Raw genomic sequence first — 18,977 nt, 5'->3', positions numbered from 1 at the left:
GGTTCAGGCCGTCTTGCGCAGCACTAGCACCGACCGGCCCCGCAGCGCGGTGGTCTCGCCGGCTTTGAGCACGAGTTCACCGACGCCCGTGGCGTCCGCGGTGTCGAGCGCGCACGTCCACTCGGCGCCGTAACTCTCGTCGGGGGTGACGACGTCGACCGGACCGCTGTGCGCGTTGAAGTACAGCAGGAAACTGTCGTCGACGACGCGCTCGCCACGTGCGTTCGGCGCCGGGATCGCCTGCCCGTTGAGGAACATCGCGACGAACTTGAACCCCGAGTTCCACTCCTTGGCGGTCATCTCGGTACCGGACGGTGTGAGCCACGCGATGTCGCGGACCTGGTCGCCCGTGCGCAAAGGTTCGCCCTCGAAGAACCGCCTGCGCCGGAACACCGGATGCTCGGCGCGGAGTTTGGTGACACGCCGGGTGAAGTCGAGCAGGTCGGCGTTGGTCTCGAGCTTCGACCAGTCCATCCACGACAGTTCGGAGTCCTGGCAGTAGACGTTGTTGTTGCCGTTCTGGGTGCGGCCGATCTCGTCGCCGTGGCTGATCATCGGCGTGCCCTGGCTCAGCAGCAGCGTCGCCATGATGTTGCGCATCTGCTTGGCGCGCAGATCGAGGATGGCCGGATCGTCCGTGGGGCCCTCGACACCGCAGTTCCAGGACCGGTTGTGGCTTTCGCCGTCCCGGTTGTCCTCGCCGTTGGCCTCGTTGTGCTTCTCGTTGTAGGACACCAGGTCCGCAAGGGTGAAGCCGTCGTGGGCGGTGACGAAGTTGATGCTGGCGCTGGGGCGCCGACCGGTCGCTTCGTAGAGGTCCGATGACCCGGTCAGCCGGGATGCGAATTCGCCGAGTGTCGCGGGCTCGCCCCGCCAGTAATCACGCACAGTGTCGCGATACTTCCCGTTCCACTCGGTCCACAAACCGGGGAAGTTCCCCACCTGGTAGCCGCCCTCGCCGACGTCCCACGGCTCGGCGATGAGTTTGACCTGACTGATCACCGGATCCTGCTGCACCAGGTCGAAGAACGCGGACAGCCGGTCCACTTCGTAGAACTCGCGCGCCAGCGTCGACGCCAGGTCGAAGCGGAACCCGTCCACGTGCATCTCCAGCACCCAGTACCGCAGCGAGTCCATGATGAGCTGCAGCGTGTGCGGGTGGCGAGGGTTGAGGCTGTTGCCGGTCCCGGTGAAGTCGCGGTAGAGCCGCTTGTCGTCGTCCATCAGCCGGTAGTAGGCCGCGTTGTCGATGCCGCGGAAGTTGATCGTCGGCCCGAGGTGGTTGCCCTCCGCGGTGTGGTTGTAGACGACGTCCAGGATGACTTCGATGCCTGCGGCGTGGAACGCGCGCACCATCGTCTTGAACTCCGCGACGGCGCCGCCGGCGTGCTGCGTGGCGGCGTACTGGTGTTGTGGAGCGAAGAAGCCGAAGGTGTTGTAGCCCCAGTAGTTTCGCAGCCCGAGTTGTTCGAGGCGATGATCGTGCATGAACTGGTGCACCGGCATCAGTTCGATCGCGGTGACGTTCAACGACTTGAGGTGCTCGATGATCACCGGGTGGGCCAGACCCGCGTAGGTGCCGCGCAGTTCCTCCGGCACACCGGGATGGGTCTGGGTCATCCCCTTGACGTGCGCCTCGTAGATCAGCGTTTCGTGATAGGGCGTGTTGGGCGCGCGGTCGTTGGCCCAGTTGAAGAACGGGTTGATCACGACGCTCGTCATCGTGTGGCCGAGCGAATCGATCTGCGGCGGAGTCCCGCCCGACGCGAGGTCGTCGGCGTCGAGGTCGTAGGAGAACAGCGCTTGACTGAAGTCGAAGTCGCCGTGGAACGATTTGCCGTACGGGTCCAGCAGCAGCTTGCTCGCGTCGCAGCGCAGTCCGGCCGCCGGATCCCAGGGGCCGTGCACCCGGAACCCGTACCGCTGTCCGGGCGTGACCGTCGGCAGGTACGCGTGCCAGACGTACCCGTCGACCTCGTCGAGGTTGATGCGCTCCTCGGTGCCGTCCTTCTCGATCAGGCAGAGGTCGACGCGGTCGGCGACTTCGGAGAACACCGAGAAGTTGGTGCCCGCACCGTCGTAGGTGGCGCCCAGCGGATACGCCGTACCCGGCCAGATGGCGGAGACCACGTCACCACCAGCCGGTGGCAACGGCGATCTGACGTCCCAACTCGTTGGTCATGGTGCGCATGTACGTCGTCGTGAAGTGGTGGGAATCGTGATAGATCAACACATTTCCCTCCACGGCCCGACAGTAGTCCTCACGGCACACCGCATCACTCATGTCGAGCGGTTTCATCAGCGGGAACCGCGCGAGGATATCGAGTGTGGGGTTGTGGTCGGACAGTACCTCGGAGCGGTCGATGCCGCAGGTCGTGGCATCGCCTCCGCTGGCGAGGCAGTCGGAGGGGAAGAACGGTTCGCCGTCGCGAACGATCCACGGGGTGTCGCGCATGGCGAGGATCGGTATTCCGGCGTCCGACAACTCCTCCCAGATGCCGAGGTAGTACCCCGGCATGACGTCACCGGGCTTGATGTTCCACGGCCTCGTGGAGGTGGTGAACACGTAGTCGGGGTGGTCCGCGATGAGCTTCGGCATCACCTCGTCGTTCCACTCGCGGCATTTCGGATAGGGCCGGTTGTCGCCCATCACCAGAGGGTTCTCCTCGGTGGTGAGCGGGCACCCCATCTTCAGGTAGGTGACGACCTTGAAGCCGTGCATGCGGCCCAGCAAGTCGAGCGCGGTGATCCAGTGTTCGGCGTGCGATCCACCCGCCAGGGCGATCGTCCGGGTTGCGGACTCGTCACCGTACGTGCAGTTGATGACGTTGATCTCGTCGAAGTCGCTGATGCAGTGGTCGTTGGTCGACATGGGGATGTCGTCCTTGGCTTCGAGCACCGTCGGGCGCATCGGCAGCTTGGGCACCCTGGCGTTGTTGATGAGCGCGCGGGCGCCGGGGTAGTCGCGCGACGACAGGCCCGACAGTTCCTTGCCGTTCGCGCGCTGCACCGTCATGTGCTCACGCCATGTGAAGGACGTCGCGGTGAGCGCGACGCCGAGGAGCGTCACGATCGAACCGAGCACGATCGTCGGCCTGCGCAACCGCACCCGCAGCGGGACGACCACGGCGGGCTTCTCGGCGGGCGTCCGGTAGCGAAGCGGATCCTCGACGTACTTCGTGGTGAGCCACGCGAGCACGCCGGACACCAGCAGGATCACGGCGCCGGTGAGGAAGTCGGCCCTGGTCTCTCCCGTGTAGGCGAGCCAGAAGATGAGCAGCGGCCAGTGCCACAGGTACAGCGAGTACGCCATGGCGCCGAGCGCTACGAAGGGTTTGGTGGCCAGCAGGCGGTTGGGCAACGGCAGCGTGCCCGAGGTCAGGTGGGGGTCGGCCATCCGGTTGGCCGCGCTGAGGATGAACAGAACGGTGGCGCCGACGGGCACCAGCGCCCACGGGCCGGGGAACTGCTCGACGCCGTTGATGAACGCGCCGCAGGACAGGATCGCGGCGAGTGAGACGAACGCCACGACGGTGCGCAGCCACATCGGCCAGCGGACGAACGGCACCAGCGCTCCGACGAGCGCCCCGAGCAGCAGTTCCCAGCCGCGCGCGAAGCTGTTGTAGTACGCCATCGCCTGGTCCTGATTGTGGGCGATGATCGCGTACCAGAACGACGCGATGGTCAGCGCGCTGAGCAGCACGATCAGCGACGTCCGCAGGTGTCTGCCGAGGAGCCGGCGAAACAGGTACGCCCAGCCGAAGACCAGGATCAGGAACGCGATGTAGAACTGGCCCTGCACCGACATCGACCAGATGTGCTGCAGCGGACTGACGGCTTCGCCCGCGCGCAGGTAGTTCGACGCGGTGTTCGCCAGCTCCCAGTTCTGGTAGTAGCCCAAACTGGCGAGACTCTGGTCGGCGAATGTCTCCCAACGGGTTTCGGGCTGCACCAGGATCGTCAGCACCGCCGACGCCGCGAGCACGACGACCAGCGCCGGCAGCAGTCGGCGCACCAGCCGGACGATCTCGGTGGCGGGCGCTATCGTCGCCCCCGGCAGCAGGACGTTGCGCAGCAGTCGTCCGCCGAAGAAGAAGCCGGACAGCGCCAGGAACACGTCCACGCCGCCGGAGACCCGCCCGAACCAGATGTGGAACACGGCGACGAGGGCGATGGCAACGCCGCGAAGGCCGTCGAGGTCGTGCCGATAGAAGCCCGACTTGCGCGTGCCCATAACAGGTCGGGTCGGGGCGAGGGTACTCATGGTCGACGGACAATCTACCTAACCAGCGGCGTACGGCTCACTTCGTGGAGTGTGCTGTGAGGTGCGCACCGTCGACGCGGACGAGCACGAGTCAAGATGGGTCGGTGCCCGCGCTGACCCCCGACCAGATCAGTGCCATCGACGCCGCGCACGTTTGGCACCCGTACAGCACCATCGGTGCCGAGGAAATGCCCGCCGTGGTGGCGGTGGCGGCCAAGGGTGCGTGGCTCACGGTGATCGACGACGGCGAACCGATCGAGGTGATCGACGCCATGAGCTCGTGGTGGACCGCGATCCACGGTCACGGCCACCCGGTACTCGATGCGGCGATCACCCGCCAGCTGGGCACGATGAACCACGTCATGTTCGGCGGACTGACGCACGAGCCGGCGGCGCGGCTGGCGCAACTGCTGGTCGAACTCACCCCCGAGGGCCTGGACGCGGTGTTCTTCAGCGACTCCGGGTCGGTGTCGGTCGAGGTGGCCGTGAAGATGGCGCTGCAGTACCAGCGCAGCCGCGGGCGGTCGGCGAAACACCGCTTGATGACGTGGCGCGGCGGCTATCACGGCGACACCTTCACGCCGATGAGCGTGTGCGATCCCGACGGCGGCATGCACTCGATCTGGACCGACGTCCTCGCCCGGCAGGTGTTCGCGCCGCCGGTGCCCGCGGCCTACGACCCCGCCTACAGTGCCGCGTTCGAGCGTCTGCTCGCCGAGCACGCCGACGAGCTCGCCGCGGTGATCGTGGAGCCGGTGGTGCAGGGAGCGGGCGGGATGCGGTTCCACGATCCGCGCTATCTCGCCGACCTCCGCGCGGCCTGCACGCGGCACGACGTGCTGCTCGTCTTCGACGAGATCGCGACCGGATTCGGCCGCACGGGGGCGATGTTCGCCGCCGACCACGCGGGGGTGAGCCCCGACGTGATGTGCGTCGGCAAGGCGATGACCGGCGGCTATCTCACGCTGGCCGCGACGCTGTGCACGGCCGAGGTGGCGCGGGGGATCAGCGCGGGGGAGCCGGGCGCGCTCATGCACGGTCCGACGTTCATGGCCAATGCGTTGGCGTGCGCGGTGTCGGTGGCGTCCATCGAGCTGTTGCTCGACTCCGACTGGCGCAGTGCGGTTTCCGAGCTCGAAGCTGGCCTGGTCGCCGGGTTGGCCCCGGCCCGCGACCTCGCCGGCGTTGCCGACGTACGGGTGCTCGGCGGGATCGGGGTCATCGAAATGGACCGACCGGTCGACATGCGGGTGGCGACCGAGACCGCGCTGCGGCACCGGGTCTGGCTGCGGCCGTTCCGCAATCTCGTCTACGCGATGCCGCCGTACATCTGCACGCCCGCCGAGGTGGAACACCTCACCTCGGCGATGGTCGGGGTCGCGCGTGCTTTAACCTGAACGGTGTTCAAGACCGGGAGGTGTCCATGGTGCCGCGGGTAGAGCTGTCCCCACTGGCGTGGCTCGACGACGTCGAACAGCAGCGGCGCGCCGCGGGGCTGCGCCGTTCGCTGCGGACTCGCCCGCCCGTCGGCGCGGAACTGGATCTCGCGTCCAACGACTATCTCGGCCTGTCCCAGCACCCCGACGTCATCGACGGCGGTGTCGAGGCGCTCCGGACGTGGGGCGCGGGCTCCGGCGGGTCTCGCCTCGTCACCGGCAACACCGAACTCCACGAGGGATTCGAACGCGAGCTCGCCGACTTCGTCGGCGCCGAGTCCGCGCTGGTGTTCTCGTCCGGCTACACGGCGAACCTCGGTGCGGTCGTCGCGCTGTCGGGACCCGGCTCGCTCATCGTGTCCGACGCGCTCACCCACGCCTCGCTGGTCGACGCCTGCCGGCTGTCCCGTGCCAGGGTCACCGTGGCTCCGCATCGCGACGTCGCCGCCGTCGAGGCCGCACTCGCGGAGCGCTCCGAGGACAGGGCGGTCGTTCTCACCGACTCGGTGTTCAGCACCGACGGCGCGTTGGCGCCGCTGCGGGCACTGCACGACGTGTGCCGCAGGCACGGTGCGCTGCTCCTGGTCGACGAGGCGCACGGGCTCGGTGTACGCGGCGACGGCGGCCGCGGGTTGCTGCACGAGGTGGGTCTCGCGGGCGCGCCCGACGTGGTGATGACGACGACCATGTCGAAGGCGCTGGGCAGCCAGGGTGGCGTCGTCCTCGGACCGCAGGCGGTGCGCGCGCACCTGATCGACGCCGCCCGGCCGTTCATCTTCGACACCGGACTCGCCCCGGCCGCCGTGGGTGCGGCGTTGGCGGCCCTGCGGGTGCTGGTCGCCGAGCCCGACCGCGCGCGGGCCGTGCTCGACCACGCCGCCGCGCTCGCCGAGGTGTGCGGCGTCGCGGAGACCCCGCAGTCCGCTGTCGTCTCGGTGATTCTCGGCGAGCCCGACGTCGCGTTCGCGGCCGCTGTGGCGTGCCTGGACCGCGGCGTCCGCGTCGGCTGCTTCCGTCCGCCGACGGTGCCCGCGGGCACGTCACGGCTGCGATTGACCGCACGTGCGTCGCTCGACGCCGACGAACTGGACCTCGCCCGGCGCGTCCTGACGGAAGTGCTGTCGACGGTTCGCGCGTGACCGTCCTCGTCATCACCGGCACGGACACCGGTGTTGGAAAGACCGTCGCCACGGCCGCTCTGGCGTCTCGTGCGCGGCAGGCCGGTCTCGACGTGGCGGTGTGCAAACCCGCGCAGACCGGCATCGCCGACGGGGACGACGACCTGGTCGAGATCGGCAGGCTCGCCGGTGTCGACACCTTGACGCCGGGCTGGCGGTACCCCGAGCCACTGGCTCCCGTCGCCGCCGCGCGGCGCGCGGGCCTGCCGCTGCCCACCCGTGCCGAACTGCTCGCCCTGATTCGGTCGACGGACCGGCCGGGCCGGCTCACTCTGGTGGAGGGTGCCGGTGGTCTGCTGGTGGCTCTCGGTCGGGACGGGGTGACGCTGCGCGACCTCGCCGCCGATCTCGGTGCCGCGGTGCTGCTGGTCGTGAGCCCCGGTCTGGGCACGCTGAACCACACCGCGTTGAACCTGGAAGCCCTTGCCGCCCAGGATGTTCCATGCGCAGGACTCGTCGTCGGCGCATGGCCTGCGAGCCCCGGCGTCGCCGAGTCGGACAACCGCGACGAGCTCGCCAGGCTGGCGCCGCTGCGCGCGGTGCTCCCCGCGGGTGCGGGCCGATTGGAGTTCGCGGAGTTCGAGGCGATGAGCGCTGCGGCGTTCGACGGCGACTGGGTGCGCACACTGTAGGCATGGCCCATTCCGTCGAGTTGCTCCTGGACCCCGATACCGACGCCCTGGTGCGAGGTGAGTGGGCGGCTCTCGTGGATGCCGGGTTGCCCAGCCTCGCTAACCACCGGTCGCCGACGAACCGGCCGCACGTGACCCTCGTCGCCGCCGGGCGGATCGCCGCGGGCGCGGACGGGGCGCTGGCCGGGCTGGCCGAGCGACTGCCGCTCCGGTGCCTGCTCGGCGCTCCCGTGGTGTTCGGTCGCGGCTCCGTGACCCTGGTGCGGTCGGTGGTGCCGTCGGCCGAGCTGCTCGATTTCCAGCGCCGTGTCGTGGAAGTGCTTGCGCCGCTGGCTCCTTCCGAGGTGTTCCCGCACACGCTGCCGGGCCAGTGGACTCCGCACGTCACCCTGTGCCGACGACTACCCGCGGAGCGGCTGGCCGCGGCGCTCGACGTCATCGCCGCGCAGAGCATCGATGGGACGTGCGACGGGCTACGCCGGTGGGACGGCGACGCGAAGGAGGATCACCTGCTGACGCGTCGCGCTCCCGGCACGTGAGCGACCCCGGTGACCAGTAGGTCGAGGCCGAAGGCGAATCTGGCGGTCGGGTCCTCGTTGAGGATCGACTGCTCCTCGGGCAGGGCACCCGCGGCGTCCCACTGGATGCGCGACTGCTCGTCGGCGGTGAAGCCGAGGACGTAGTGGATGATCGTGCGCGCCACCAGGCCGGCGTGGTCGGCGTCGACGCCCGCCGCGGCCGCGGCATCGGTGAGCCGGCTCAGCACCGTGGCCAACGCGGTCGACTTACCCGTCGCCAGGGTGGCGGAGACGAGTTCCGCACCGTCGGTCGTCGACAGCAGCGCGTTGCGCAGGGTGCGGCAGATGGCGTGAATGCGACCCTGCCACTCGGCATCGCTCTGCCCGTCGACTGCGGGCTCGAGGATCCTGTCCGCCACCGCGCCGAGAAGTTCCTGCTTGTCGGCGAAGTGCCAGTAGAGGGCACCGGGGCTGACGCCGAGCTCGCGGGCCAGCCTGCGCATGGTGAGGTCGGCGATCCCGTAGTCGTCGAGTAGCCGGGCGGCCTTGTCGACCACATCGCGTCGGCGAAGTTGCACCCCTGTACCCTAAACACCGTTCAAGTTGGTGTTGCAGGGAGGTATGCGGGTGACGCAGGCGGCCACGGATGTGTTGGGACTGGCTCGGGAGCAGGTGCTGGAGCGCGGTGAGGGCCTGACCCAGGACCAGGTGCTGCAGGTGCTGCAGCTGCCCGACGACAAGCTCGAGGAACTGCTGGCGCTCGCGCACGAGGTGCGGATGCGCTGGTGCGGTCCCGAGGTCGAGGTCGAGGGCATCATCAGCCTGAAGACGGGCGGTTGCCCCGAGGACTGCCACTTCTGCTCGCAGTCGGGGCTTTTCGCATCGCCGGTCCGTAGCGCGTGGTTGGACGTCCCGAGCCTGGTCGAGGCCGCCAAGCAGACCGCCAAGTCCGGTGCCACCGAGTTCTGCATCGTCGCGGCCGTCCGCGGGCCCGACGAGCGGCTGCTGGCGCAGGTCGCGGCGGGTATCGAGGCGATTCGCAACGAGGTCGACATCCAGATCGCCTGCTCACTGGGCATGCTCACCCAGGAGCAGGTCGACCGGCTCTCCGAGATGGGTGTGCACCGCTACAACCACAACCTCGAGACCGCCCGCTCGTTCTTCCCCAACGTGGTCACCACCCACACGTGGGAAGAACGTTGGGGCACACTGGAAATGGTTCGCGAGGCCGGCATGGAGGTCTGCTGCGGCGGCATTCTCGGCATGGGCGAGACGCTCGAGCAGCGCGCTGAGTTCGCCGCGAATCTGGCCGAGCTCAACCCGCACGAGGTGCCGCTGAACTTCCTGAATCCGCGACCGGGCACGCCGTTCGGCGACCTCGAGGTGCTCCCCGCGTCGGAGGCGCTCAAGGCCGTCGCCGCTTTCCGGCTCGCCATGCCGCGCACGATGCTGCGGTTCGCGGGCGGCCGTGAGATCACGCTCGGAGACCTCGGCGCCAAGCAGGGCATCCTCGGCGGCATCAACGCCGTCATCGTGGGCAACTACCTGACCACGCTCGGGCGTCCGGCCGAGTCCGACCTGGAGTTGCTCAACGACCTCCAGATGCCGATCAAGGCCCTGAACGCCAGCATCTAGCGATGGTCGCGAAGTTCAACGTCTACACCGGCGAAGCAGCGGGCGGAACCGTCCCGGCGGCGGCGGAGCTGGGTCTGGAGCCCCCGCGGTTCTGCGGCGAGTGCGGCAGGCGGATGATCGTGCAGGTCCGACCGGACGGCTGGTCGGCGAAGTGCTCGCGACACGGTGTGGTGGACTCGAAGGACCTCGATGACTTTCGATAGTGAACAGGCGAAACCCGTTGCGCCGCCACGGGTTTCCCGGCGTAGCGCGCTGATTCGGGTCGTCGCGGTGCTCGCCGTCGGCGGTGTCCTGGTGGGTGCGCTGTGGGCGTGGCTGGTGCCGGGGGTTCAGGTCGTGGTCGCGTTGACGCGCGACGGGGATCGGGTGCGGGGCTACGTCGGTGAGGACGCAGACCATCTGTTCCTGGCCGCGACGCTGATGGTGGGTCTGCTCGCGATCCTGGCGCTGACGTCGGCGACCGCCGTGTGGAGGTGGCGCGAGCACCGCGGCCCGGAGATGGTCGGCGCGCTGTCCATCGGACTGCTGCTGGCCGCGGGCGCGGCGACCGGAGTGGGCGCCGGGCTGGCGAGTCTCCGCTTCGACACCGTCGACGTGGCGAGCGCGCCGGTGACGCCCGAGAACCGGGTGCACTACGTCACGGAGGCGCCGGGCGTCTTCTTCGGGCACTCGCCGTGGCAGATCGCCGCGACGATCGTCCTGCCCGCGGGCATCGCCGCACTGGCGTATGCGATCGGTGCGCTGTCGACGACCCGCGACGATCTCGGAGCGTGGCCGTCCGTGTCCGAGATCCGTTACGTCGTCCCGGTTACCGGTCCAGCGCCGACAACGGACGCCGTCCCACCCGGCGGCCCGTCAGAACCTTCGCGCTGATCAGCCCGAGGCGCAGCATCCCCCGGTAGGTCGACGGGTTCAGCATCGTCGGCCACTTGGTCCGCGCGCGGTGAGCGGACACGGGCTGGTCGGCGAATCGTTCGCGCAGCCAGCGCAGCGTCATCGGTGCCGACAGCGGATGCAGCAGCAGGTGCTCGCAGAGTGCGTCGCGGTGGTAGGTCACGTCGGTGCCCCCGGCGCTGTACGCGTCGGCGAGCTCGTCGATCACCTCGACGGAGATCAGCTCGTCGTGCACGGCCTGCACGATCAGCACCGGGATGCTGGGCGCCCTGGTGCCGAGCTTGATGCTGTCGAAGACGTGTCGCACCTCGGGGGTGTCGAGGATCCGGTCGAGCGGCCAGTCGACGAGATCGTCCATGTCCTTGCGGATCATCCGGATGACGGCCTCGGCCGTCGTCATGTCCTCGACGCTCTTGAGCATCGCCTTGCCCTCGTCGGTGGCGTGCTCGGAGATGATCCGGTCGAGGTCCGGGTAGACGTGCGACAGCGCGGCGACGACCATCGCGGGCAGGCCGGAGAAGAGGGTGCCGTTCAGGCGCCTGAAGGTGTGACCGAGATCGCCGACCGGCGAGCCGAGGACGGCGCCGACGAGGTTGAGGTCCGGCGCGTACTCGGTGTGCATCTCCGCGGCCCACGCCGTCGCGAGTCCGCCCCCCGAGTAACCCCACAGTCCGACCGGCGCTTCGGCGGAGAGGTTCAGCGGCGTGTGGTTCAGCGCGGCGCGCAGTCCGTCGAGTACGTGGTACCCGGGCTCGTAGGGGGCACCCCAGATTCCGCCGAGACCCTCGTGGTCGGGCACCGATACCGCCCAGCCCTCGGCGAGCGCGGCGGCGACGAGCAGGAACTCGAACTGGGCCAGCGCGCCGACCGCTCTGGCGCCTCGTCGGAGTGCGTAGGAGGGGAAGCAGCGCGCGGCGACCGCGTCGATGGCGCACTGGTAGGACACGACCGGGCACGGGGTCTCGCTGGTCCGCTCCGTCGGCGCGATCACCGTGGTCACCGTCGCTTGAGGGCGGCCGTGCAGATCGGTGGTGCGGTACAGCAGCTGGGTGGCGACGAGCTTCTGCGGGATCAGACCGAGGAACGCCAGCTCGACGTCGCGTGACTGCAGCACGGTGCCGGGGCGTGCGTGCTCGTAGCCGGCAGGGGGCTGGTAGAACGGGTCGGCGTTGGGGAGAGCCGGACGGGATCCGGGTTGGAAGTCCTGGTGGGGGGCGTGGCCGATCCACTCGGCGCCCGTCGACCAGGCCGCGTTGCCAACATCCATCCGGTCATCCTGTCTTACCGATCCCTTAAAAACCAACTCGCCATGCCGTGGGCGGCCCCTCAATTCGGGGGTCTCAGTGCGGCGAACTCGTCGGTGACGCGGTAGGAGCTCTCGGTGAAGCGGTACAGGGCCGCGGGTCGGCCGCCGCTGCGGCCGGATCGCGCCGTCGTTCCGGTGGGCGTGATGACGCCGCGCCGGGCGAGCACCCGTTGCAGGTTGGTCGCGTCGACCGGGTGCGCGATCGCGGCGCTGTAGATGTCGCGCAGGGTCGACAACGCGAATTCCTTTGGCGTGAGGGCGAATCCGATATTCGTATACGAGAGCTTGGCGATGAGCCGGGTGTGCGCGTGCGTCACCATGGGGCGGTGGTCGAAGGCCATCGGCGGTAGCGCGTCGACCGGATGCCAGCGGGTGTCGTCCGGCAGGGCGGGCGTGGCGTCCGACGGCACCAGGCCCAGGAACGTCGAGGCGATCACGCGCGCGCCCGGTACGCGGTCGGGCTCGGAGAACACCGCGAGTTGTTCGAGATGGGTCACTTCGCGCAGGTCCACCTTCTCGGCGAGTTGACGCCGAACTGAACTCGTCATGTCCTCGTCGTGCCGGAGCCGGCCGCCGGGGAGCGACCAGGCACCGCGCTGCGGTTCCATCGCCCGCTCCCACAGCAGCACGCTCAGCTGCGGGTTTCGGGTGGTGAGCTGCCGAACCTGAAACACGACGGCGAGCACTTCGTGCTCAGTGCTACGATGTGGCATGTTTTCGATCATAAGTCGAAAACCTAGCCCGATCAAAGGAGTCGGCCATGACGGTGTTGGACCGCACTGCGGAGTCGAGCAGCATCCTCGCTGCGCGTATCACCGACGGACCCGGCGGATACGGCGGCGTGGTCGCCGACGAGGAGTGGGCCGCTGAAATTCGCAGGCTCGCCACACTGCGCAACGCGACGTTGCTCGCGCACAACTACCAGCTGCCCGCGATCCAGGACGTGGCCGATCACGTCGGTGACTCCCTGGCGCTGTCGCGAATCGCGGCCGAGGCCGCCGAGGACACCATCGTGTTCTGCGGCGTGCACTTCATGGCCGAGACGGCGAAGATCCTCAGCCCGGCCAAGACCGTGCTGATTCCCGACCAGCGGGCCGGGTGCTCGCTGGCCGACTCGATCACGGCCGACGAGTTGCGGGCCTGGAAAGACGAGTTCCCCGATGCCGTCGTGGTCTCGTACGTCAACACCACGGCCGCGGTCAAGGCGCTCACCGACATCTGCTGCACGTCCTCGAACGCCGTCGAGGTGGTGGCGTCGATACCCGAGGACCGCACGGTGCTGTTCTGCCCGGACCAGTTCCTCGGAGCACACGTCCGCCGCGTCACCGGTCGCGAGAACCTGCACATCTGGGCGGGCGAATGCCACGTGCACGCCGGGATCAACGGCGACGAACTGGCCGCCCAGGCCCGCGCACACCCGGACGCCGATCTCTTCGTCCACCCCGAGTGCGGGTGCGCCACGTCGGCGCTCTACCTCGCCGGCGAGGGAGCGGTGCCCGACGATCGCGTCAAGATCCTGTCCACCGGCGGCATGATGGACGCCGCGCGCGCAACCGACGCCAAGCAGGTGCTGGTCGCGACCGAGGTCGGCATGCTGCACCAGTTGCGCCGCGCGGCACCGGATGTCGAGTTCCTCGCGGTCAACGACAGGGCGTCGTGCAAGTACATGAAGATGATCACCCCCGCGGCACTGCTGCGCTGCCTGGTCGAGGGCGCTGACGAGGTGCACGTCGACGTGGACGTCGCAGCGGCTGGACGGTTGAGCGTGCAGCGCATGATCGAGATCGGGCAACCCGGCGGCGGGGAGTGAGCACCGTGCAGGGGGGCAGGAGCGCAGCGACAAGGGGGATGGGCCCAGCGTGTGGCGGAGGCGCGTGGCAGCAGCGCGCCGACGTCGTGGTGATCGGCACCGGCGTCGCCGGTCTGGCCGCTGCCCTGGCCGCGCATCGTGCCGGCCGTCGTGTTGTCGTTCTGAGCAAGGCCGGTGAAACGGCGACGTTCTACGCGCAGGGCGGAATCGCGGTCGTGGTCCCCGAGACCGACGACTCCATCGAGGCGCACGTCGCCGACACACTGGCCGCCGGTGGAGGTCTCTGCGATCCGGACGCGGTCACGTCGATCGTGTCGGCCGGATACGCGGCGGTGGCCGAACTCGTAGACGACGGCGCGCGATTCGACGAAGCCGCGCCCGGTCGGTGGGCCATGACCCGCGAGGGTGGGCACACCCGGCGCCGGATCATCCACGCCGGCGGAGACGCGACCGGTGCCGAGGTGCAGCGAGCGCTCGACCACGCGGCCGCCACGCTGGACGTCAGGCGCGAGCACGTGGCGCTGGAGATCCTGCACGACGGCGGCGCGGTCACGGGTGTGCTGGTGTCCAACGCGGACGGCCACGGGGTCATCCACGCGCCGTCGGTGATCCTGGCCACCGGCGGTCTGGGACACCTGTTCGCGGCGACGACCAACCCCGACGGTTCGACGGGTGACGGGGTGGCGCTGGCGCTGTGGGCCGGACTGCCGGTCAGCGACCTGGAGTTCATCCAGTTCCACCCGACCATGCTGTACGACGGGCACGCGGGTGGCAGACGGCCGCTGATCACCGAGGCACTGCGCGGCGAAGGCGCCTTCCTCGTCGACGCGCGGGGCGACTCGATCACCGCGGGCGTGCACCCGATGGGCGACCTCGCTCCGCGCGACGTGGTCGCCGCGGCGATCGACGCCCGGCTGGCGGCGACGGGCGATCGGTGCGCGTTCCTCGATGCCCGGTCGATCCCCGGATTCGCGACGCGCTTCCCGACGGTCACCGCCGCGTGCCTGGCCGCGGGCATCGATCCGACGCGCCAACCGATTCCGGTGGTTCCCGGAGCGCACTACAGCTGCGGCGGTGTCGCCACCGACGTATACGGCCGAACCCCGCTGGCGGGACTGTTCGCTGCGGGCGAGGTCGCCAGGACCGGTATGCACGGCGCGAACCGGCTCGCCTCGAACAGCCTGCTGGAGGGCCTCGTCGTCGGCAGCCGAGCGGGCCGGGTGGCCGCGCAGCACGCTCACGACCAGGGCAGTGTGCGCGCTCGGATGACCACACCGCGGGTGCGCCCGGTGCTCGCGCGCGGCGATCTGCAGGCCGCGATGTCACGGCACGCGTCCGTCGTGCGCGACGGGGCCGGGCTGCGAGCACTCGCCGAGGCCCTGGGGTCCGCGAGCGACCGGACTCCGGTGCGACGAGCCGATTTCGAGGACGCCGCGCTCACCGTCACGGCGGCAGCGGTTGCGGCGGCGGCGCTGGAGCGCACGGAAACGCGCGGCTGCCATCACCGGTCGGACTTCCCGGACACCGACTCGGCCCGCGCGGTGAGCACAATGTTGGGTCTGGATCAGGCGGGCCGACCGGTCGTGTCGCAGCCCGCGGAGGTGTGCTGCTGATGGCCATGACCCCCGAGGAACTCGTCGACGCACGGGCGCTGATCGGCCGCGCCCTAGATGAGGATCTGCGCTACGGGCCCGATGTCACATCGCTCGCGACGGTGCCCGCCGACGCCGTCACCACGGCGAGGATGGCCAGTCGCGAACCGGGCGTCGTCGCGGGTGTCGACGTCGCCCTGCTGGTGCTGGACGAGGTGCTGGGCTCCGACGGCTACGAGGTCGTCGACCGCGCCGAGGACGGCACGCGGCTGAAGGGCGGCGACTCGCTGCTCACGGTGCGGGCGCGCACCAGGGAGCTGCTCACGGCCGAGCGGACGATGCTCAACCTGGTGTGCCACCTGTCCGGCATCGCGACCGCGACCGCGCAGTGGGTCGACGCCGTCGAGGGCACCCGCGCCGCCGTTCGCGACACCCGAAAGACGTTGCCCGGCTTGAGGTTGCTGCAGAAGTACGCGGTGCGGGTCGGGGGCGGGGTCAACCATCGGCTGGGACTCGGTGACGCCGCGTTGATCAAGGACAACCACGTCGCCGCTGCCGGTGGTGTGCTGCAGGCACTGCGAGCCGTCCGCGAGGTGGCCCCCGATCTTCCGTGCGAGGTGGAGGTGGACTCGCTCGAGCAACTGGACGAGATCCTCGCGGAGAACGTGGAGTTGGTGCTGCTGGACAACTTCCCGGTGTGGCAGACGCAGGTCGCGGTGCAGCGCCGCGACGCACGGGCCCCGGAGACCAAACTCGAATCCTCCGGCGGCCTGTCGCTCGAGTCGGCCGCCGAGTACGCGGGCACCGGTGTCGACTACCTCGCGGTGGGTGCGCTCACGCACTCGGTCCGCGTGCTGGACGTGGGCCTGGACCTCTGACGGCTACCATCGGACCCCATGCCCGATACCGACGACGCGTCGAACCGCAGTGCAACATCCAGGGGCGGCGCGCTGCCCGTGATCGCGCTGATCATCGCGCTGGCGGCGCTCGGATTGGCGGGTTGGGCGGCGTTCAAGCCGTCGGCGCGCGATGCCGCTCCGGTCTTCACCGACGCACAGCAGGCGGAGGCGAAGGCCACGCTGTGCGCCGCCATCGACCTGGTGCGCAAGGGCGTGTCGCTCAACACCAACCTGCAGCCTCCCGGCGGTGACGCCGACGTGACCGGTGCGCTTGCGGTCGCCGCCAACGCTCGCGTCGCGCTGTCCGGTGGTGGTCAGTACCTGCTCGCCAGGATCGACCCGGCCGTGCCGCAGCCGCTGTCGGACGACGCGGGAGCATTCGCGAACACCCTGCTCGACATCGGCGCCGCCTCCACCGCGGGCGCGTTGAACACCGACGCCGATCAGGCGGCGCGCCTGAAGGAGGCCGACAGCCTCAACGCCAAGCTCGTCGAGGGATGCGCGTAGGCGTCAGTCCTCGGCCAGCAGTCTGGCCGCCGCGGCCTTGGCGGCGTCGAGGGCACTGCGGTCACCCGCTGTGCGCGACAGGATCAGAGCGCCTTCGATCAACGCGATGACCGCCTGCGCGGTGCTCGTCGCGGCGTCCCGCTCCCAGCCGTCGGCGACGAGACGGTCGGCGACCGCGGTGCACCAGCTCTCGAAGGCCCGCGCCGACGCCGCGCGGACCCTCCCGCTGGCGTGCACCGACTCGGTGGCGATCGGTTCGATGGGACAGCCGTCGCGCTGGTCTGTCTCCAGGCCGTCGGCCAGCATGTCGATCCAGCGTCCGACGATCTCCGCGGGTGCGGTGTCCGTCGCGAGGAACGTCGTCAGCAGCTTCTCGATGGTTGCGCCGACGCCGTCGACGACGGCGGCGGCCAGCGCGGCCTTGCCCTCGGGGAAGTGGTGGTACAGCGAGCCCGCTTTGACGTCGGCGACCTCGAGGATCTGGTTCACGCCGGTAGCCGCGTAGCCCTGCCTGCGGAACAACCGTGCCGCGCTCTCGACGAGAGCGGCACGACTGCGATCGGGGCGGGGCACGTCTTGACAATACTGGAACGATCGCTCAAGAATACTTGAATGATCGTTACAGAAGGGAGGTTGCCGTGCGGCAACTGATGCTCGACGCACCGGACTCGTGCAGCTGGCGAGAGGTTCCCGATCCCGAGATCATTTCGGGCACAGCGGCTTTGGTACGACCGATCGCGGTGGCGTGCTGCGACCTCGACGTCGCGGTGTCCGAGGGTCGGCTCCCGATGGCGCCGGGGCACGCCCTCGGCCACGAAGGTGTCGCCGAGGTGGTGGCGGTCGGCGACGAGGTCTCCGGCGTCACTGTCGGCGACCGCGTCGTCGTCCCCTTCCAGATCAACTGCGGCACGTGCGCCGCGTGCTCGCGCGGCGCCACCGGGTCGTGCGCGTCGCTGCCGCTGATGGCGATGTACGGCATGGCTCCGCTGGCGGGACTGGACGGCGGGGGGTTCATGGCCGATCTGTTGTCGGTGCCGTTCGCCGACGCGATGCTGGTGCCGGCGCCCGCCGGGGTCGACCCGGTGGCCATCGCCTCGATGTCGGACAACATCCCCGACGGCTGGCGCGCAGTCGGCCCGTACGGCCGTGAACTGGCGGGCCTCGAGGAGGCCGATCGTCGCGTGCTCGTGCTCGGCCGACTCTCGATAGGCCTCTACGCGGCCGCCTTCGGGGCCGCCCTGGGTGCGCGCGTCGACTACGTCGACACCGATCCGGGGCGGTTGGCGATCGCCGAGAAACTCGGCGCCACCGTGCACGACCGCCCGACACCCGACAAGGCGTGGAACCCGTACCCGGTCACCGTGCACACCACCGCCGACCCCGCCACGCTGCTGGCCGCGCTGCGCGCCACCTGGCCCGACGGCGTCTGCACCGACACCGGTATCTACCTGGGCTCGGTGGAACTGCCGATGCTGCACATGTACACCCGCGGGGTCCGCCTGGTCACCGGCCGGGTCAACGCTCGCGCGGTGATCCCCGACATCCTCGAAACACTCTCGGCCACCGCCGATCTCGCGCCCGTCGTGCAGAACGTCGTACCGTGGGAAGCCGCTGAGGAGACGTGGCCGGCGATGGCGGGCAAGACCGTCTACGTCAGGCGGTAGCGGTCCTGCGGACCAGGGAGAGCACGACGGCGGCCGCGGCGAAGAGGCCGGAGAAGACCCGGTTCACGATCGTCTGCTGGCGCGGCGTGCGCATCCATGCCAGCAAGCGCACGGCCAGTCCCGAGTACAGCCCCATGACGACGAGGTCGACGGCGACCATCGTCGCGCCGATCGCGAGGTACTGCGGCAGAAGCGGCGCCGTCGGCACCACGAACTGCGGCAGCACGGCGAGGAAGAACACCAGGCCCTTGGGGTTGGTGGCGTTCTCCAGGAAGCCCCGGACGACGAGCGACGCCCGGCCTCCGCTGGTGGAGGCCGCCATCCGGTCGCCGAGGTCGGCCGTCGCCGTGCGCCACTGCCTGACGGCCAGGTAGAGCAGATAGGCCACCCCGACCCACTTGATGACGGTGAAGGCGACGATCGACCCCGTCACGATCGCGCCGAGGCCCACGGCCACCAGCGCCAACTGGAGCATCAAACCGATCTCGAGCCCGAGGATGCTCCAGTACCCGCGGCGGACGCCGTGTGTCAGACCGGTCGCCATCGACTGAATCGCGCCCGCTCCCGGCGACACCGCGATCAGGATCGCGGCGCCGACGAACGCCAACCAGAGTTCCCACGCCATGCCCGCAGTGTCGCAGG

The 18,977-nt window shown here is 69.6% G+C and carries 19 protein-coding genes; 12 read left to right on the top strand and 7 right to left on the bottom strand.

Annotated features, from left to right (window positions below; translation table 11 throughout):
* Positions 1–3: 3 nt before the first annotated feature.
* Complete coding sequence (glgX, locus tag NM203_RS10785) at positions 4–2,130, bottom strand: glycogen debranching protein GlgX (RefSeq protein ID WP_255059879.1); 2,127 nt, start codon at positions 2,128–2,130, stop codon at positions 4–6.
* Position 2,131: 1 nt separating this feature from the next.
* Positions 2,132–4,264: an acetyltransferase SucT gene (locus tag NM203_RS10780; protein WP_255059877.1), complete on the bottom strand. Its 2,133-nt coding sequence runs from the start codon at positions 4,262–4,264 to the stop codon at positions 2,132–2,134.
* Positions 4,265–4,368: 104 nt separating this feature from the next.
* On the opposite strand from NM203_RS10780, the gene NM203_RS10775 reads away from it, so the two are divergent.
* From NM203_RS10775 to NM203_RS10760, 4 genes are read left to right on the top strand one after another with little or no spacing between them, the layout of a single operon-like run.
* Positions 4,369–5,661 carry an adenosylmethionine--8-amino-7-oxononanoate transaminase gene (locus NM203_RS10775; RefSeq protein WP_255059876.1) on the top strand — a complete coding sequence of 431 codons (1,293 nt, stop codon included), beginning with the start codon at positions 4,369–4,371 and terminating at the stop codon, positions 5,659–5,661.
* 29 nt (positions 5,662–5,690) lie between these two features.
* Complete coding sequence (locus tag NM203_RS10770; RefSeq protein ID WP_255060401.1) at positions 5,691–6,839, top strand: 8-amino-7-oxononanoate synthase; 1,149 nt, start codon at positions 5,691–5,693, stop codon at positions 6,837–6,839.
* The gene (gene bioD / locus NM203_RS10765) at positions 6,836–7,510 is read left to right on the top strand and encodes a dethiobiotin synthase (protein ID WP_255059875.1); all 675 of its coding nucleotides are present in this window, start codon (positions 6,836–6,838) and stop codon (positions 7,508–7,510) included. The genes NM203_RS10770 and bioD overlap by 4 nt, the downstream gene beginning before the upstream one ends.
* 2 nt (positions 7,511–7,512) lie before the next feature.
* Positions 7,513–8,049 (top strand): 2'-5' RNA ligase family protein, encoded by a 537-nt coding sequence (locus NM203_RS10760; RefSeq protein WP_255059874.1) that lies wholly within the window; start codon positions 7,513–7,515, stop codon positions 8,047–8,049.
* On the opposite strand, the gene NM203_RS10755 is transcribed toward NM203_RS10760, so the two are convergent.
* On the bottom strand, positions 8,016–8,606 hold the full coding sequence (locus NM203_RS10755; RefSeq protein WP_255059873.1) for a TetR family transcriptional regulator: 591 nt from the start codon (positions 8,604–8,606) through the stop codon (positions 8,016–8,018). The genes NM203_RS10760 and NM203_RS10755 overlap by 34 nt on opposite strands.
* Before the next feature lie 49 nt (positions 8,607–8,655).
* On the opposite strand from NM203_RS10755, the gene bioB reads away from it, so the two are divergent.
* The 3 genes from bioB to NM203_RS10740 are packed head-to-tail and all read left to right on the top strand — an operon-like array spanning position 8,656 to position 10,536.
* On the top strand, positions 8,656–9,663 hold the full coding sequence (gene bioB, locus NM203_RS10750) for a biotin synthase BioB (protein ID WP_255059872.1): 1,008 nt from the start codon (positions 8,656–8,658) through the stop codon (positions 9,661–9,663).
* Between the two features lie 2 nt (positions 9,664–9,665).
* Positions 9,666–9,866: a biotin synthase auxiliary protein BsaP gene (gene bsaP / locus NM203_RS10745; RefSeq protein ID WP_255059871.1), complete on the top strand. Its 201-nt coding sequence runs from the start codon at positions 9,666–9,668 to the stop codon at positions 9,864–9,866.
* Entirely contained in the window at positions 9,853–10,536 is a 684-nt protein-coding gene (locus tag NM203_RS10740) for a DUF2567 domain-containing protein (RefSeq protein WP_255059870.1), read from the top strand. The genes bsaP and NM203_RS10740 overlap by 14 nt, the downstream gene beginning before the upstream one ends.
* Here the strand turns inward: NM203_RS10740 and NM203_RS10735 are convergent.
* Both NM203_RS10735 and NM203_RS10730 read right to left on the bottom strand, forming a co-directional pair.
* Complete coding sequence (locus tag NM203_RS10735; protein ID WP_255059869.1) at positions 10,472–11,824, bottom strand: lipase family protein; 1,353 nt, start codon at positions 11,822–11,824, stop codon at positions 10,472–10,474. The two genes, NM203_RS10740 and NM203_RS10735, sit on opposite strands and share 65 nt — an antisense overlap.
* A 59-nt stretch (positions 11,825–11,883) precedes the next feature.
* Positions 11,884–12,576 (bottom strand): NUDIX hydrolase, encoded by a 693-nt coding sequence (locus tag NM203_RS10730; protein WP_255059868.1) that lies wholly within the window; start codon positions 12,574–12,576, stop codon positions 11,884–11,886.
* Between the two features lie 47 nt (positions 12,577–12,623).
* Here NM203_RS10730 and nadA point away from each other — a divergent pair, with 47 nt between their 5' ends.
* The 4 genes from nadA to NM203_RS10710 are packed head-to-tail and all read left to right on the top strand — an operon-like array spanning position 12,624 to position 16,671.
* Entirely contained in the window at positions 12,624–13,673 is a 1,050-nt protein-coding gene (nadA, locus tag NM203_RS10725) for a quinolinate synthase NadA (protein ID WP_255059867.1), read from the top strand.
* A gap of 38 nt (positions 13,674–13,711) precedes the next feature.
* Positions 13,712–15,286: an L-aspartate oxidase gene (locus tag NM203_RS10720; RefSeq protein WP_255059866.1), complete on the top strand. Its 1,575-nt coding sequence runs from the start codon at positions 13,712–13,714 to the stop codon at positions 15,284–15,286.
* Positions 15,286–16,143, top strand: a complete 858-nt coding sequence (gene nadC, locus NM203_RS10715) for a carboxylating nicotinate-nucleotide diphosphorylase (RefSeq protein WP_255059865.1) — start codon at positions 15,286–15,288, stop codon at positions 16,141–16,143. The genes NM203_RS10720 and nadC overlap by 1 nt, the downstream gene beginning before the upstream one ends.
* An 18-nt stretch (positions 16,144–16,161) precedes the next feature.
* The gene (locus NM203_RS10710; RefSeq protein WP_255059864.1) at positions 16,162–16,671 is read left to right on the top strand and encodes a hypothetical protein; all 510 of its coding nucleotides are present in this window, start codon (positions 16,162–16,164) and stop codon (positions 16,669–16,671) included.
* 3 nt (positions 16,672–16,674) lie between these two features.
* On the opposite strand, the gene NM203_RS10705 is transcribed toward NM203_RS10710, so the two are convergent.
* Positions 16,675–17,244 carry a TetR/AcrR family transcriptional regulator gene (locus NM203_RS10705; protein WP_255059863.1) on the bottom strand — a complete coding sequence of 190 codons (570 nt, stop codon included), beginning with the start codon at positions 17,242–17,244 and terminating at the stop codon, positions 16,675–16,677.
* 65 nt (positions 17,245–17,309) lie between these two features.
* On the opposite strand from NM203_RS10705, the gene NM203_RS10700 reads away from it, so the two are divergent.
* On the top strand, positions 17,310–18,335 hold the full coding sequence (locus NM203_RS10700; protein WP_255059862.1) for an alcohol dehydrogenase catalytic domain-containing protein: 1,026 nt from the start codon (positions 17,310–17,312) through the stop codon (positions 18,333–18,335).
* On the opposite strand, the gene NM203_RS10695 is transcribed toward NM203_RS10700, so the two are convergent.
* Positions 18,325–18,960, bottom strand: a complete 636-nt coding sequence (locus tag NM203_RS10695) for a LysE family transporter (protein ID WP_255059861.1) — start codon at positions 18,958–18,960, stop codon at positions 18,325–18,327. The genes NM203_RS10700 and NM203_RS10695 overlap by 11 nt on opposite strands.
* Between the last annotated feature and the right edge of the window lie 17 nt (positions 18,961–18,977).

The sequence above is a fragment of the Mycolicibacterium arenosum genome (assembly GCF_024320865.1).
Classification (GTDB): Bacteria; Actinomycetota; Actinomycetes; order Mycobacteriales; family Mycobacteriaceae; genus Mycobacterium; species Mycobacterium arenosum.
Note: the sequence above shows the minus strand (reverse complement) of the source record. Positions and strands in the feature narration are given on the sequence as shown.